The organism is Mycolicibacterium arabiense (genome assembly GCF_010731815.2).
Classification (GTDB): Bacteria; Actinomycetota; Actinomycetes; order Mycobacteriales; family Mycobacteriaceae; genus Mycobacterium; species Mycobacterium arabiense.
On the sequence record NZ_AP022593.1, the window covers coordinates 5,629,932 to 5,642,940 of the forward strand.

Annotated in this window: 14 protein-coding genes, 2 tRNA genes and 1 pseudogene; 10 read left to right on the top strand and 7 right to left on the bottom strand. The window is 67.8% G+C overall.

Going from position 1 to position 13,009, the window contains the following annotated elements:
- The first annotated feature begins 17 nt into the window (after positions 1-17).
- The 3 genes and pseudogenes from acpS to G6N61_RS31375 all read left to right on the top strand — a co-directional run bounded on the left by acpS (position 18) and on the right by G6N61_RS31375 (position 1,859).
- A complete protein-coding gene (acpS, locus tag G6N61_RS28800; RefSeq protein WP_163924260.1) occupies positions 18-413 on the top strand; it encodes a holo-ACP synthase AcpS in 396 nt (131 codons plus the stop codon).
- A gap of 100 nt (positions 414-513) precedes the next feature.
- A pseudogene (locus G6N61_RS31370) lies at positions 514-1,386 on the top strand (M20/M25/M40 family metallo-hydrolase); the annotation flags it as partial.
- Positions 1,356-1,859 (top strand): M20/M25/M40 family metallo-hydrolase, encoded by a 504-nt coding sequence (locus tag G6N61_RS31375; RefSeq protein WP_407666336.1) that lies wholly within the window; start codon positions 1,356-1,358, stop codon positions 1,857-1,859. The pseudogene G6N61_RS31370 and the gene G6N61_RS31375, both read left to right, overlap by 31 nt.
- Here G6N61_RS31375 and bcp read toward each other — a convergent pair.
- A complete protein-coding gene (bcp, locus tag G6N61_RS28810; protein WP_163924261.1) occupies positions 1,856-2,329 on the bottom strand; it encodes a thioredoxin-dependent thiol peroxidase in 474 nt (157 codons plus the stop codon). The genes G6N61_RS31375 and bcp overlap by 4 nt on opposite strands.
- Positions 2,330-2,450: 121 nt before the next feature.
- Here bcp and G6N61_RS28815 point away from each other — a divergent pair, with 121 nt between their 5' ends.
- A complete protein-coding gene (locus G6N61_RS28815; protein WP_163924262.1) occupies positions 2,451-2,678 on the top strand; it encodes a DUF3618 domain-containing protein in 228 nt (75 codons plus the stop codon).
- Positions 2,679-3,254: 576 nt separating this feature from the next.
- Here the strand turns inward: G6N61_RS28815 and G6N61_RS28820 are convergent.
- A tRNA-Lys gene (locus G6N61_RS28820) sits at positions 3,255-3,330 on the bottom strand.
- Positions 3,331-3,504: 174 nt separating this feature from the next.
- On the opposite strand from G6N61_RS28820, the gene G6N61_RS28825 reads away from it, so the two are divergent.
- The gene (locus tag G6N61_RS28825; RefSeq protein ID WP_163924263.1) at positions 3,505-4,728 is read left to right on the top strand and encodes a L,D-transpeptidase; all 1,224 of its coding nucleotides are present in this window, start codon (positions 3,505-3,507) and stop codon (positions 4,726-4,728) included.
- Between the two features lie 64 nt (positions 4,729-4,792).
- Here G6N61_RS28825 and G6N61_RS28830 read toward each other — a convergent pair.
- Positions 4,793-4,865: transfer RNA gene (locus G6N61_RS28830), tRNA-His, on the bottom strand.
- Between the two features lie 42 nt (positions 4,866-4,907).
- The gene (orn, locus tag G6N61_RS28835; protein ID WP_163924264.1) at positions 4,908-5,555 is read right to left on the bottom strand and encodes an oligoribonuclease; all 648 of its coding nucleotides are present in this window, start codon (positions 5,553-5,555) and stop codon (positions 4,908-4,910) included.
- 92 nt (positions 5,556-5,647) lie between these two features.
- Between orn and G6N61_RS28840 the strand changes: the two genes are divergently transcribed.
- Positions 5,648-7,216, top strand: a complete 1,569-nt coding sequence (locus G6N61_RS28840; RefSeq protein ID WP_163924265.1) for a helicase HerA-like domain-containing protein — start codon at positions 5,648-5,650, stop codon at positions 7,214-7,216.
- Positions 7,217-7,294: 78 nt separating this feature from the next.
- Here G6N61_RS28840 and cmrA read toward each other — a convergent pair whose 3' ends face one another.
- Positions 7,295-8,101 (bottom strand): mycolate reductase, encoded by an 807-nt coding sequence (cmrA, locus tag G6N61_RS28845; protein WP_163924266.1) that lies wholly within the window; start codon positions 8,099-8,101, stop codon positions 7,295-7,297.
- Between the two features lie 33 nt (positions 8,102-8,134).
- Between cmrA and G6N61_RS28850 the strand changes: the two genes are divergently transcribed.
- Positions 8,135-9,460, top strand: coding sequence for an MFS transporter (locus G6N61_RS28850; protein WP_163924267.1), 1,326 nt, complete (start codon positions 8,135-8,137; stop codon positions 9,458-9,460).
- On the opposite strand, the gene G6N61_RS28855 is transcribed toward G6N61_RS28850, so the two are convergent.
- Positions 9,431-10,207, bottom strand: coding sequence for an MmpS family transport accessory protein (locus G6N61_RS28855; protein WP_163924268.1), 777 nt, complete (start codon positions 10,205-10,207; stop codon positions 9,431-9,433). The genes G6N61_RS28850 and G6N61_RS28855 overlap by 30 nt on opposite strands.
- Positions 10,208-10,351: 144 nt before the next feature.
- Between G6N61_RS28855 and G6N61_RS28860 the strand changes: the two genes are divergently transcribed.
- Both G6N61_RS28860 and G6N61_RS28865 read left to right on the top strand, forming a co-directional pair.
- Positions 10,352-10,552 carry a hypothetical protein gene (locus G6N61_RS28860; RefSeq protein WP_163924269.1) on the top strand — a complete coding sequence of 67 codons (201 nt, stop codon included), beginning with the start codon at positions 10,352-10,354 and terminating at the stop codon, positions 10,550-10,552.
- Between the two features lie 33 nt (positions 10,553-10,585).
- Complete coding sequence (locus G6N61_RS28865) at positions 10,586-10,741, top strand: DUF6131 family protein (RefSeq protein WP_170314497.1); 156 nt, start codon at positions 10,586-10,588, stop codon at positions 10,739-10,741.
- On the opposite strand, the gene G6N61_RS28870 is transcribed toward G6N61_RS28865, so the two are convergent.
- Positions 10,738-11,364, bottom strand: coding sequence for an SACE_7040 family transcriptional regulator (locus tag G6N61_RS28870; RefSeq protein WP_235887337.1), 627 nt, complete (start codon positions 11,362-11,364; stop codon positions 10,738-10,740). The genes G6N61_RS28865 and G6N61_RS28870 overlap by 4 nt on opposite strands.
- Before the next feature lie 91 nt (positions 11,365-11,455).
- On the opposite strand from G6N61_RS28870, the gene G6N61_RS28875 reads away from it, so the two are divergent.
- The gene (locus tag G6N61_RS28875; protein WP_163924271.1) at positions 11,456-13,006 is read left to right on the top strand and encodes a carboxyl transferase domain-containing protein; all 1,551 of its coding nucleotides are present in this window, start codon (positions 11,456-11,458) and stop codon (positions 13,004-13,006) included.
- The last annotated feature ends 3 nt before the right edge of the window (positions 13,007-13,009 follow it).

Genomic DNA, 13,009 nt, shown 5'->3' on the forward strand with positions numbered 1-13,009 from the left:
TGGGGTAGCGTCGCGGCGTGAGCATCGTGGGAGTGGGCATCGATCTGGTCTCCATACCGGACTTCGCCGAACAGGTGGATCAGCCGGGAACGGTGTTCGCGGAGACGTTCACCCCGGGTGAGCGTCGCGACGCGGCAGACAAGAGTTCTTCTGCCGCAAGGCATCTTGCGGCGCGATGGGCTGCCAAGGAGGCCGTGATCAAGGCGTGGTCCGGGTCACGGTTCTCCAAGCGGCCGATGCTGCCCGAGGGCATCCACCGCGACATCGAGATCGTGACCGACATGTGGGGCCGGCCGAAGGTCCGGCTGTCGGGTGCCATCGCCGAGCACCTGAAGGACATCACCATCCACCTGTCGCTCACCCATGAGCGCGACACCGCCGCGGCGGTCGCCGTCCTGGAGACCGCCACCTAGCCCCTTCCGGCGAGCGTGCGTGTCTGCGGGCGACACGCCGCGTCCGGAGCCGAGTTCACGCACGCTCGTGGCTGCGAAAGTGAGCCACTAGCCTGGTGTCATGACCGATGTCGCCGCGCGTGTGCGCGAAGTCCTGCCGTCCGTGCGTGCCGATCTCGAGGCGCTCGTCCGCATCGAGTCGGTATGGGCCGACCCGGCGCGACGCGACGAGGTTAGGCGCAGTGCCGAGGCAGTGTCGAAGTTGTTGTCCGACGCAGGCTTCGGCGACGTCCGCATCGTCAGCGAGGGCGGTGCACCCGCGGTGATCGCGCACCATCCGGCGCCGCCAGGTGCGCCGACGGTCCTGCTGTACGCGCACCACGACGTGCAGCCCGAAGGCGACCGCACGCAGTGGCACTCGCCGCCGTTCGAACCCACCGAACGCGACGGCCGGCTCTACGGCCGCGGCACCGCCGACGACAAGGCAGGCATCGCAACGCATCTCGCCGCGTTTCGCGCCCATGACGGCAACCCGCCCGTCGGCGTCACGGTGTTCGTCGAGGGCGAGGAGGAGTCCGGCTCGCCCTCGCTGGGCGCCATGCTCGCCGCGCATCGCGACGAACTCGCCGCCGACGTCATCGTGATCGCCGACTCCGACAACTGGAGCCCCGATCTCCCGTCCCTGACCGTGTCGCTACGCGGCCTCGCCGATTGCGTGGTCGAGGTGTCGACGCTGGACCATGGGCTGCACTCGGGCATGTGGGGCGGGGTCGCCCCCGATGCCGTGACCGCACTGGTCCGTCTGCTGGCCAGCCTGCACGACGACGACGGGAACGTCGCCGTGGCGGGTCTGCACGAAGCGTCGGCGGCCGACGTCGACTTCCCGGCCGAACGGGTGCGGCGCGACGCGGGACTCCTCGACGGCGTCCGCGAGATCGGTTCCGGCAGTGTGGTGCAGCGATTGTGGGCCAAGCCCGCGATCACCGTCATCGGCATCGACACCACGCCGATCGCCTCGGCGTCGAACACCCTGATCCCGCGGGCGCGCGCCCGCGGGCGCGCGCCAAGGTCAGCATGCGCGTCGCTCCCGGCGGTGACGCCGGCGAACACCTGGCGGCTCTCACCCGTCACCTCGAGCAGCACGCGCCGTGGGGTGCCCGGGTGACCGTGACCCCCGGCGACGTCGGTCAGCCGTACGCGATCGACGCGACCGGCCCGGTCTACGACGCCGCACGTGCGGCCTTCCGCCAGGCATGGGGTGCCGACGCCATCGACGCGGGTGTGGGCGGCTCCATCCCGTTCATCGCCGAGTTCGCCAAGGCGTACCCGGAGGCGAAGATCCTGGTGACCGGCGTCGAGGACCCGGACACGCAGGCGCACAGCATCAACGAGAGCCTGCACCTCGGGGTCCTGGAACGCGCCGCGACCGCCGAGGCGCTGCTGTTGGAGGCTCTGGGCAGCGACTAGACCGAGATGTCGCGGCGCAGCTTGGCGACGTGACCCGTGGCCTTCACGTTGTACTGCGCGACCTCGATCTTGCCCTCTTCGTCGACGACGAACGTCGAACGGATCACGCCCTGAACCGTCTTGCCGTACATGGTCTTCTCCCCGAAGGCGCCCCACGCGGTGAGCACCGCGCGGTCGGGATCGGACAGCAGCGGGAACGTCAGGCCCTCGGCGTCCCGGAACTTCGCCAGCTTCGCCGGCTTGTCGGGTGAGATGCCGACGACGTCGAGGCCGGCGTCGTTGAGTTCGGCGAGGTTGTCGCGAAAGTCGCAGGCCTGCTTCGTGCACCCGGGCGTGGAGGCGGCGGGGTAGAAGTACACGACGACCTTGCGTCCCTTGAAGTCCTCGAGAGCGACGGTGTTGCCGTCGGCGTCGGTGAGGCTGAACGCGGGGGCGGTGTCGCCTACCTGGAGGCGGGGCGTCGGTGCCATGCGTGATTCCCTTCGGTCGGCCGTAGCTCGCCGTCGGCGGTCGCCCGGGGCGAGCGACGCGACGGGGTAGCGCCTGAACTAGGGTAGTGCGACAAGGCGCGAGGCGAGTTGGAGGGCTGACGTGGCGGATAGAGATCCGGACACCATCAAGCGGGATATCGACCAGGCGCGTGATCAATTGGCCTCGACGGTGGATGCTCTGGCGGTTCGCGCCAATCCCCGCCGCATTGCCGACGATGTGAAGGCCGCCGCGATCGACTTCGTCAAGAAGCCCGCGGTGGCAGCCTCACTGGCAGGCCTGGGCGCCGTGGTGCTCGTCGTCCTCGTCAAGCGCGCCAGGAATCGCTGACCGGCGTAACCGGTCCTTGGTCAGCTCCGGCGGTTCGGCCGAAAGATGTCGGCGAACCACGAACGGGGTGGATTCGCCCTGCGGCCGAGGCGGCTGCAGTTGTGGATCGCCAGCAACTCGGGCGCCGTCGCGTCGACCTCTTCGATGATTTCGGCTGCAAGGGTGGAAGTCGGCGCGCTGGATGTTCTCATCTAGCTAAGACCTCACTTCCCCGTTAACTGCTGTCAGGCTTCTTGCCCGTACGTTCACCAGCTAACTCCGACTGTACCAGGCTTACCCAGCTTTGGAGTCGGTGAAACGGAGTGAACTGCCTGATCAACGAGTTACGCTACGCCGGGTATCGTTACGTTTCGGCGGCGAAACCGCCGCTGTGCAGGTGAATCCAGCACACCCAGAAACGCCTTGCTAGCTGCGCTTGGGCGAAATTGCCCAGACGTCAGCGGCAATTCTCGGTGGGCGACGCGGCGCAGTGGGGAGGCGGAAGCGGGGGCCAATGATCGGCGCGTTGTGAGGAACGTCATCCAGGGCTCGGATGTCCGGAAACGACGAAGACCCCGCCGTGGCGGGGTCTTCGGGTGGTGCGCCGTCAGGGTTTCGAACCCCGGACCCGCTGATTAAGAGTCAGCTGCTCTACCAACTGAGCTAACGGCGCGCGTGAGAGACGATAACAGGCGGCGCGGCGCAGGTGAAATCACGCCCTCAGACGGCCGTCGCGAGGGCCGAATGTAACGATCGCGCCCTTGTCGGCGGTTTCCCTTAGACTATTGCCAACAACTGACGCCGGTCGTCGTCACGTTGAATCCTGAGTCGTGAGGTGGAGCCAATCATGTGGCGAGTCCATTCGGTGACCCGTCCGCGTCGCCATCCGGCGCTGATGGTGTCCCTGCTGCTGGTGCCTGCCGTGGTGCTGGGTTTGAGCGGCTGCAACAGCTCGCCGTCCGCCGCGCCTCAGCCCGAGACCATCACTGACAAGGGCACGCCGTTCAGCGATCTGTTGGTGCCGAAGCTGACGGCGTCGGTCACCGACGGCGCGGTTGGCGTGACGGTCGACTCGCCCGTCACCGTCCAGGCCGAGGACGGCGTGCTGGGCGCGGTCACCATGACCGACGAAGACGGCGCCAACGTCGTGGGTGCGCTCAGCAAGGACGGGCTGACGTGGACCACCACCGATCCGCTCGACTACAACGCGCGCTACACCCTCAACGCTCAGTCGCTCGGTCTCGGGGGCGTCACCAATCGGTCGATGACGTTCCAGACTCACTCGCCCGAGAACCTCACGATGCCCTACGTCCTGCCGAACGACGGCGAGGTCGTCGGTGTCGGCCAGCCCATCGCGATCCGGTTCGACGAGAACATCCCGAATAGGGTGGCCGCCGAGAACGCGATCAAGGTCTCCACCACCCCCGAGGTCGAGGGGGCGTTCTACTGGCTGAGCAACCAAGAGGTCCGGTGGCGTCCCGCGCAGTACTGGAAGCCGGGCACCATCGTCGAGGTCGCGGTGAACACCTACGGCGTCGACCTGGGCGACGGTCTGTTCGGGCAGGACAACGTCAGCACCCGCTTCACCATCGGCGACGAGGTGATCGCGACGGCGGACGACAACACCAAGACGTTGACGGTCCGCCGCAACGGCGAGGTCATCAAGACCATGCCCATCTCGATGGGCAAGAGCAGCACGCCAACCAACAACGGCACTTACATCGTGGGAGACCGCTACTCGCACCTCGTCATGGACTCCTCGACGTACGGCGTGCCGTCGAACTCCCCGAACGGCTACCGCACCGAGGTCGACTGGGCGACCCAGATGTCCTACAGCGGCATCTACGTCCACGGTGCCCCGTGGTCGGTGGGCAGCCAGGGCTACAGCAACGTGAGCCACGGCTGCCTGAACGTCAGCACCAGCAACGCGAAGTGGTTCTACGAGAACACCAAGCGCGGCGACATCGTCGACGTCACCAACACCGTCGGATCGGTTCTGCCGGGCACTGACGGCCTGGGTGACTGGAACATCCCGTGGGAGCAGTGGAAGGCCGGCAACGCTGACGTCTAGCCCCGAACCGGATTCAACGAAATGGGCCCGCCGCACTGAGTGCGGCGGGCCCGTTCCGTTACCGGGTGGCTGACGGGACTCGAACCCGCGACAGCCAGGATCACAACCTGGTGCTCTACCAACTGAACTACAGCCACCATCGCCGCCGGCCCGAAGTGGGCACTGCGGCGTCGTAGATACTAGCCGCTCGGACGCTCGGTAGCCGAATCGATTGCCACTTCGCCGTTGCCCATGGGCCCCAGGTCGGCCGCGACGGCCGCGATGTCGCTGGTCGCGGGTCCCGGAGCGGGGACGAATGCCGTGCGGCGGTAGTACTTCAACTCGCGGATCGACTCGTGGATGTCGGCCAGGGCGCGGTGCGCGAGCCCCTTCTCGGGCTGGCCGAAGTAGATCCGCGGGTACCAGCGCCTGCAGAGTTCCTTGATGGAGCTGACGTCGATCATGCGGTAGTGCAGGAAGCCGTCGAGGGTCGGCATGTCGCGAGCGATGAAGCCCCGGTCGGTCGCGATGGAGTTGCCGCACAGCGGCGCGGTGTTGGGGGCCTTGACGTGGGTGCGGATGTAGTCCAGCACCATCTCCTCGGCGGCAGCGAGACTGGTCGTCGACGCCCGCACCTCGTTGGTGAGGCCCGACTTGCGGTGCATCGTCGCGACCACGTCGACCATGCCGTCGAGCGCCTCGTCGTCGGTGTGAATGACGACGTCGATGCCGTCACCCAGCACGTTGAGTTCCGAGTCGGTCACCAGGGCCGCGATCTCGATGAGTCGGTCAGACCCGAGATCGAGGCCGGTCATCTCGCAGTCGATCCACACCAGTTCGTCGCGCACAGCGTTCCACAGTATTCCCACCCTCTGACGGCGTCGTCGCGACCACCGCACACGTGCCACTTCTCCCGGGCGGCACGACTAGGGTTCGCCGCATGACAGCAGACCCGTCGACCGCCCCAGCGCAGCAGATCGCCGCTGGTTACGCCTTCTCGGGACCCGCGCTCGAGCTGGGGACGGTGGTCGTCGACGGCGTGGTCGACCCGACGGCCCGGGTCCGCATCCCGCTCGCCACGGTGAACCGGCACGGGCTGGTCGCGGGTGCGACGGGTACCGGCAAGACGAAGTCACTGCAGATGATTGCCGAGCAGCTGTCGGCGGCCGGCGTGCCCGTGCTGATGGCCGACGTCAAGGGCGACCTCTCCGGCCTGTCGCGCCCGGGCGCGGCGGGGGACAAGACGACCCAGCGCGCCGCCGACACGGGCGACGCGTGGACGGCGACCGCCTATCCCGTCGAATTCCTCTCGCTGGGTACCGGCGGCGTCGGCGTGCCGGTGCGTGCCACCATCACCAGCTTCGGGCCCATCCTGCTGTCGAAGGTGCTCGGGCTCAACGCCACTCAGGAATCGACCCTCGGCCTGATCTTCCACTTCGCCGACCAGAACGGGTTGGCGCTGCTCGACCTCAAGGATCTCCGCGCGGTGATCCAGTACCTGACGAGCGACGAGGGCAAGCCCGAGCTGAAAGCACTCGGTGCGGTGTCGACCACCACCGCGGGGGTGATCCTGCGCGCACTGGTCAACCTCGAGGCCGAGGGTGGCGACACGTTCTTCGGCGAACCCGAACTAGAGCCCGAGGACCTGATGCGGCGGGACGCGCAGGGCCGCGGCGTCATCACGCTGCTGGAACTCGGGAACCAGGCCGCCCGGCCGGTGCTGTTCTCGACGTTCCTGATGTGGGTGCTCGCCGACCTGTTCACCACGCTGCCCGAGGTGGGCGACGTCGAGAAGCCCAACCTGGTGTTCGTGTTCGACGAGGCGCATCTGCTGTTCACCGACGCGTCGAAGGCGTTCCTCGAACAGGTCGAGCAGACGGTGAAGTTGATCCGCTCCAAGGGCGTCGGCGTGTTCTTCTGCACCCAACTTCCCACCGACGTGCCGAATGACGTCCTCTCGCAGCTCGGGGCGCGCATCCAGCACGCGCTGCGGGCATTCACCCCGGACGACGAGAAGGCGCTGAGGAAGACCGTGCGCACGTACCCGAAGACCACGGTCTACGACCTGGGCGAGGCGCTGACGTCGTTGGGCATCGGCGAGGCCGTGGTCACGGTGCTCTCCGAGACCGGGGCGCCGACGCCGGTCGCGTGGACCCGGATGCGCGCGCCGCGCTCGCTGATGGACACCATCGGCCCCGACGCGATCAGCGCCGCGGCCAAGGCCTCGCCCTTGCAGGCGGAGTACGGGCAGACCATCGACCGGGAGTCGGCCTACGAGCGGCTCAGCGCCCGGGTGGCTCCGCCGGAGCCCGTCGACCTACCGCCGCCGGTGCCGCAGTGGGACGACGCGACGGTGCCGAGCATCGAGCGGCCCGCCGAACCCGGGATGATGGAGAAGGTCATCGCCAGCCCGGCGTTCAAGAGCGCGATGCGTTCGGCCGGCACCGTCATCGGCCGCGAGATCACCCGCAGCATCTTCGGCACCGGCCGCCGCAGGCGCCGGCGCTAGTCCGCCGAAATGGCATTCCCCGTCGTTGAGACGCGCTCTCGACGACAGGGAACGTCATTTCGGCGCAGGCCGGGAGGTCTACTCGCCGCCCAGCTTCTTGTACACCGCACCGACGATCGGCGTGACGATCGAACGGGGGGCGTAACCGCTGGCGACCGACATCGCCTTCGACGTCACGCCCGGCACGACGCGCATCTTGTTGCGCGCGAGGCCGTCGAGCGACACCTTCGCGGTGTACTCGGTGTCGATCCACAGGAAGTCGGGGATCAGCTTCTCGACGAGCGACTGCTCGTCGGGGTCGGGCAGTTCGGTGCGGACCGGTCCCGGAGCGAGCACGGTCACGTTGATGCCGAGCGGCTTGACCTCGCCGCGCAGCGACTCGCTGAACGTGTTGACGAACGCCTTCGTCGCGGCGTAGGTCGCGTTGTTCGGGATCGGTGAATTGCCGGCAGCCGAGCCGGAGATCAGGATGCCGCCGGCCCGGCGTTCCACCATGCCCGGCAGCACCGCCAGCACCAGGTCGTGCACACCGAGGACGTTCAGTTGGACCTGGTCCTTCTCGCCCTGGGCGTCGAGCTTCGCGACGGCGCCGAAGGTGGCGGTCCCGGCGTTGGCGCACAGGATCGACACGTTCCGTCCGGCCAACTCGTCGCAGAACGCGCCCCGCGCGGCGGGGTCGGCGAGGTCGACGGCGCGCACCTCGACCGTCACGCCGTACCGCTCGGTCAGCCGGGCGGCCAGCGCCGTCAGCACCTCTTCGCGCCGGGCGGTGACGATCAGATTGTGTCCGCGAGCGGCGAGTTCGGTCGCCAGCGCCTCGCCGATGTTCTGCGAGGCGCCGGTGACGACGGCACGGGCGTCGGGGTGGGGAGCGGGTACTGGCATGGCGCCAATCGTAGGGACCAATAGAGTGCAGCCATGAGCAGCCCCGACCCGGGCTCGCCGACTCCCGGGCGGTCACGCATTGCGGCGTGGGCTCTCTGGGACTGCGGCGCCACCGGTGTGAACGCGATCGTGGTCACCTTCGTGTTCTCCGTGTACCTCACCGGGCAGGTCGGCGAGGGCATCGGCGGATCGACGACGCCTGCGGAGTGGCTGGGCCGGGCACTGACGGTCTCGGGGCTGGTGGTCGCGGTGCTGGCGCCGGCGACGGGCATCTGGGTCGACGCCGCTCATCGCAGACGTCGGGTGCTGGCCGCGCTGACGGGCGCGGCGATCGTGCTGACGGCGTCGTTGAGCATGATCCGAGACGACCCCTCCTACCTGTGGGTCGGTTTGGCGCTGTTGGCCTGCACCGCCGCGTGCAGTGACCTCGCGACGGTGCCCTACAACGCGATGCTCGGCGAGCTGTCCACGCCCGCGACGTCGGGCAGGGTGTCCGGATTCGGTTCGGCAGCAGGTTATTTCGGGAGCGTTGCGCTCCTGCTGATGGTCTACCTCGGGTTGATCGCCGGTGAGGGCGACACCCGCGGGCTGCTCGGAATCTCCGCGGCCGACGGGTGGCCGGTGCGGCTGGCGATGCTGTTGACCGCCGCGTGGTTCGCCCTGTTCGCGCTGCCACTGCTGCTGACCCGACGCACCGAGACGCCGCTGCCGAGCGGCCCCAAGATCACCTTCCTCGGCGCCTACCGCCGGTTGTGGGCGGAACTGTCCGAACAGTGGCGGCGCGACCACAACATCGTCTACTACTTGATCGCGAGCGCCATCTTCCGCGACGGCCTCACGGGGATCTTCACGTTCGGCGCGGTGCTCGGCGTCACGGTGTACGGGCTGTCGCAGGCCGACGTGCTGCTGTTCGGCGTGTGCGCGTGCGTCGTCGCCGCCGTGGGAGCGGTGCTGGGCGGGTTGCTCGACGACCGGGTGGGTTCCAAGCCGGTGATCGTCGGGTCGCTGGCATCGATGGTGGTCGTCGCTGCGGTGTTGATGACCCTCGACGGTCCGACCGGCTTCTGGACGTGTGGTCTGCTGCTGTGTCTGTTCGTGGGGCCGACCCAGTCGTCGGCGCGTACGCAGATGCTGCGCCTGACCCCTGAGGGCAAGGAGGGGGCCGCGTTCGGCCTCTACACCACGACGGGGCGCGCCGCGGCACCTCTCGCACCGTGGTTCTTCGCGACGTTCATCGCGGTGTTCGGCACCGATCGCGCCGGGATGGGCGGTCTCCTAGCCGTGCTGGCGCTGGGTCTGGTGGCGATGCTGCTGGTTCGGACGCCTACGTCACACCGGACTGCAGACAGTGAGGCCTGACCCCGTGCGCTGCTGAATTGGCGTGCCATTCACCGAGATCGAGCAGCTGATGTCCCGGCCCACGTTGATGATGCTGACGCTGGCGGACTGCCGTGCCGGGGCGCTGAGTCGAACTTCCTTGCTCCACGGCAACACCACGTTGAACTCGGTCTGGAACATGCCGCCGCTGTCGATGTAGGTGATGTTGATCGCACGTCCCTCGCCCGCCACGTCGTACAAGACGGTCTCGGTCGTTCCCGGAGTGGCCGATTCGCCAGGCGCCGTTGAGGTCGCGGGCGGCGGGATCGGCAGCGGGGTGGGCGACGCGGTCGTCGTCGGGGTGCGCGTCGTGGTCCGGGGCGCGGTGCTGAACGACGGCTCGGTCGGACCGTTCGGCGGAGCGACGACGGTCTCCTGCTGGGAACTGTTGACGATCACCAGCGCGATGAGCAGGCCGACCACGATGACCACCGACAGTGCGGCCAACGCCCACAGCCACATCCCGCGGCCGGGTCCGCCGTCGCCTGGATCGCCGGGCGGCACCTCGGGCTGCATCCCGAACTGCTCGGTGGGCGGCGGCTGATAGGCGTACGGGGAGTAGGGCGGCAGGTTCTGGGTGGGTCCCTGCGGTGGTGGCGCCTGGTACGGGTTGGGGTACGACGGCCCGTACGGGGCCTGGTTGGCGTACGCCGGGTCGCTGTAACCGGGGTGGCCGTACGACAACGGCTGCGTCGGCTCCGGCCCGTCGCGTCGTCCTGGATCGGTCATTCCCACCTCATGTGTCGAAGGGTACCCGCGCCCGACCGGGCCCGGCAGCGACGCGAACCCCGCTGCTTACAGCGTTTAACAAATTTTTCGCGAGGGTAAACCAAGATCACGCGCCACGGCGGTGCGCAGAAGTGGAGGCCCACCATGCGGATTCTCAGCGTCATCGTTGTCATCTGGCTGTTGATCGGCGTGGTCGCCACGTTCCAACGCGGCTACTTCGAGTCCTCGGAGAACAACTGCGCCACGGCGGGCTCCATCGCCTTGACCGTGGTTGCGGGCCCGTTGAATTACGCGGGCGTCAATCCGAAGGTCACGAATTGCAACATCCCCGAACCCAGTCAGTGATTCGCAAGTGATCGTGAATGGAAGGGGTTCATCGTGATCGCACTCGGAGTCGTCCTGCTGGTCCTCGGACTGATCTTCTCGGTTCCGATCATGACCTACATCGGAGTCGTTGCACTGGTCATCGGCGCGGTGTTCTGGATCCTCGGCGCAGTTGGCCACGCGGTCGGTGGCCGACGAGTCTGGTACTAGTTCGGACCACGCGACGTCAACGCCGCCACGGTCATCGCTCGCAACACTGCGCGCGACGAGCGTGGCGGCGTCGTCTGTCTGATGGCGTGCGGCGTGGAGTTGAGTAGTCCGAAGCCGGCGTGAGCCATCAGCCTGGCGTCGTCCTCGTCGAGTTCGCCGTCCAGACGTCGCAGCACGTCGACCCAGATCTCGACGTACTGACGCTGCGCTCTGCGCACCTGGCGTTTGGCCGGGGCGGGCAGGTGCCCGAGGTCGCGGTCCTGGATGCGGATGAGGTCTGACTCGCCGAAGGCGAAGTCGAGGTGGAAGTCGATCAGCCCGTCGAGGGCCGTCGCGGCGTCGGGGGCGTTCTTCACGACGTTCGTCCCACCGTCGAGCAGACGGGTGCTGATCCCGACGAGGATCTCGACGAGCAGTCCCTCCTTGTTGGAGAAGTGCCGGTAGATCGCCGGTCCGCTCACACCGGCGGCGGCGCCGATGTCCTCGAGACGAACCGACAGGTATCCGCGCTCGGCGATCAGCCGTTCGGCCGCGGCGATGATCTGGCTGCGCCGATCGGACTTGGCTCTGCTGCGGGAGGTTTGACCGGTCCCCGCCGACGAGGCGCGCGCGCTGGTCGTCACATCGTCTCCTCGAAGGCGGTAGACATTTGGGTTAATGGTCACTAACATCCTACGAGTTAGTCATCATTAACTCAACTGAAGTGGGTCCCCGATGGCGACGCGGGTTTCGCATCGCGAGCAACACCTCGTTCTCGTCGAGCAATTGCAGACCAAGCTCACTGCCGCCGCGCGCGGCGGATCCGAGCGGTCCAGGGAACGACACGTCAGCCGTGGCAAGCTGTTGCCGCGCGACCGGGTCGACGGCCTCCTCGACCCGGGTTCGCCCTTCCTCGAGATCGCCCCATTGGCCGCCGACGGCATGTACGACGACGAATGTCCCGGCGCGGGAATGATCGCCGGCATCGGGCGGGTCTCGGGACGCGAGTGCATGATCGTCGCCAACGACGCGACCGTCAAAGGCGGCACCTACTACCCGATCACGGTCAAGAAGCACCTGCGCGCACAAGAGGTCGCCGGCCAGAACCGGCTGCCGTGCATCTATCTCGTCGACTCCGGTGGTGCCTTCCTGCCCCGGCAGGACGAGGTGTTCCCCGACCGAGATCACTTCGGGCGCATCTTCTTCAACCAGGCCAACCTGAGCGCGCAGGGCATCCCGCAGATTGCCGCGGTCATGGGATCTTGCACGGCTGGCGGCGCGTACGTGCCCGCCATGAGCGACGAGGCCGTCATCGTCCGGAACCAGGGCACGATCTTCCTCGGCGGACCGCCGCTGGTGAAGGCCGCCACCGGCGAGGTGGTGAGCGCCGAGGACCTGGGCGGCGGAGACCTGCACTCGAAGGTCTCCGGCGTCACCGATCACCTGGCCCACGACGACCGCGACGCCTTGCGCATCGTGCGCCGCATCGTCGCCACCCTCGGTCCCCGGACACCGGCGCCGTGGGACGTCGTGCCGACCGTCGAGCCGATCGCCGATCAGTCGGAGTTGTACGACGTCGTTCCGACCGACTCGCGGGTGCCCTACGACGTGCACGAGGTCGTCGGCCGCATCGTCGACGGCGGGGAATTCACGGAGTTCAAGGCCGAATACGGCACCACGCTGGTCACCGGGTTCGCCCGCATCCACGGTCACCCGGTCGGGATCGTCGCCAACAACGGCGTGCTGTTCGGCGAATCCGCCATGAAGGGCGCGCACTTCATCGAGTTGTGCGACAAGCGTTCGACGCCATTGCTCTTCCTGCAGAACATCGCAGGCTTCATGGTGGGCCGCGACTACGAGGCGGGCGGCATCGCCAAGCACGGGGCGAAGATGGTCACGGCCGTGGCGTGCGCTCGCGTGCCGAAGCTGACGGTCGTCATCGGCGGTTCCTACGGTGCGGGCAACTACTCGATGTGCGGGCGGGCCTACTCGCCCCGATTCCTGTGGATGTGGCCCAACGCGCGGATCTCGGTCATGGGCGGCGAACAGGCTGCCTCGGTGCTGGCCACGGTGCGCGGCGACATGACGGCCGACGAGGAGGAGGCGTTCAAGGCGCCCATCCGCGAGCAGTACGAACATCAGGGCAACCCCTACTACTCGACCGCGCGGCTGTGGGACGACGGCGTCATCGACCCGGCGGACACCAGAACCGTGGTGGGACTTGCGCTCTCGGTCGCCTCGAACGCGCCGCTCGAGCCGGTGTCCTACGGCGTCTTCAGGATGTGAGGC

Bases quoted from the DNA above. Each gene is read 5' to 3' on its own strand.
- bcp (WP_163924261.1), bottom strand. From the start codon at position 2,329: ATGGCACCGACGCCCCGCCTCCAGGTAGGCGACACCGCCCCCGCGTTC.
- G6N61_RS28825 (WP_163924263.1), top strand. From the start codon at position 3,505: ATGTGGCGAGTCCATTCGGTGACCCGTCCGCGTCGCCATCCGGCGCTG.
- G6N61_RS28840 (WP_163924265.1), top strand. From the start codon at position 5,648: ATGACAGCAGACCCGTCGACCGCCCCAGCGCAGCAGATCGCCGCTGGT.
- cmrA (WP_163924266.1), bottom strand. From the start codon at position 8,101: ATGCCAGTACCCGCTCCCCACCCCGACGCCCGTGCCGTCGTCACCGGC.
- G6N61_RS28850 (WP_163924267.1), top strand. From the start codon at position 8,135: ATGAGCAGCCCCGACCCGGGCTCGCCGACTCCCGGGCGGTCACGCATT.
- G6N61_RS28855 (WP_163924268.1), bottom strand. From the start codon at position 10,207: ATGACCGATCCAGGACGACGCGACGGGCCGGAGCCGACGCAGCCGTTG.
- G6N61_RS28860 (WP_163924269.1), top strand. From the start codon at position 10,352: ATGCGGATTCTCAGCGTCATCGTTGTCATCTGGCTGTTGATCGGCGTG.
- G6N61_RS28875 (WP_163924271.1), top strand. From the start codon at position 11,456: ATGGCGACGCGGGTTTCGCATCGCGAGCAACACCTCGTTCTCGTCGAG.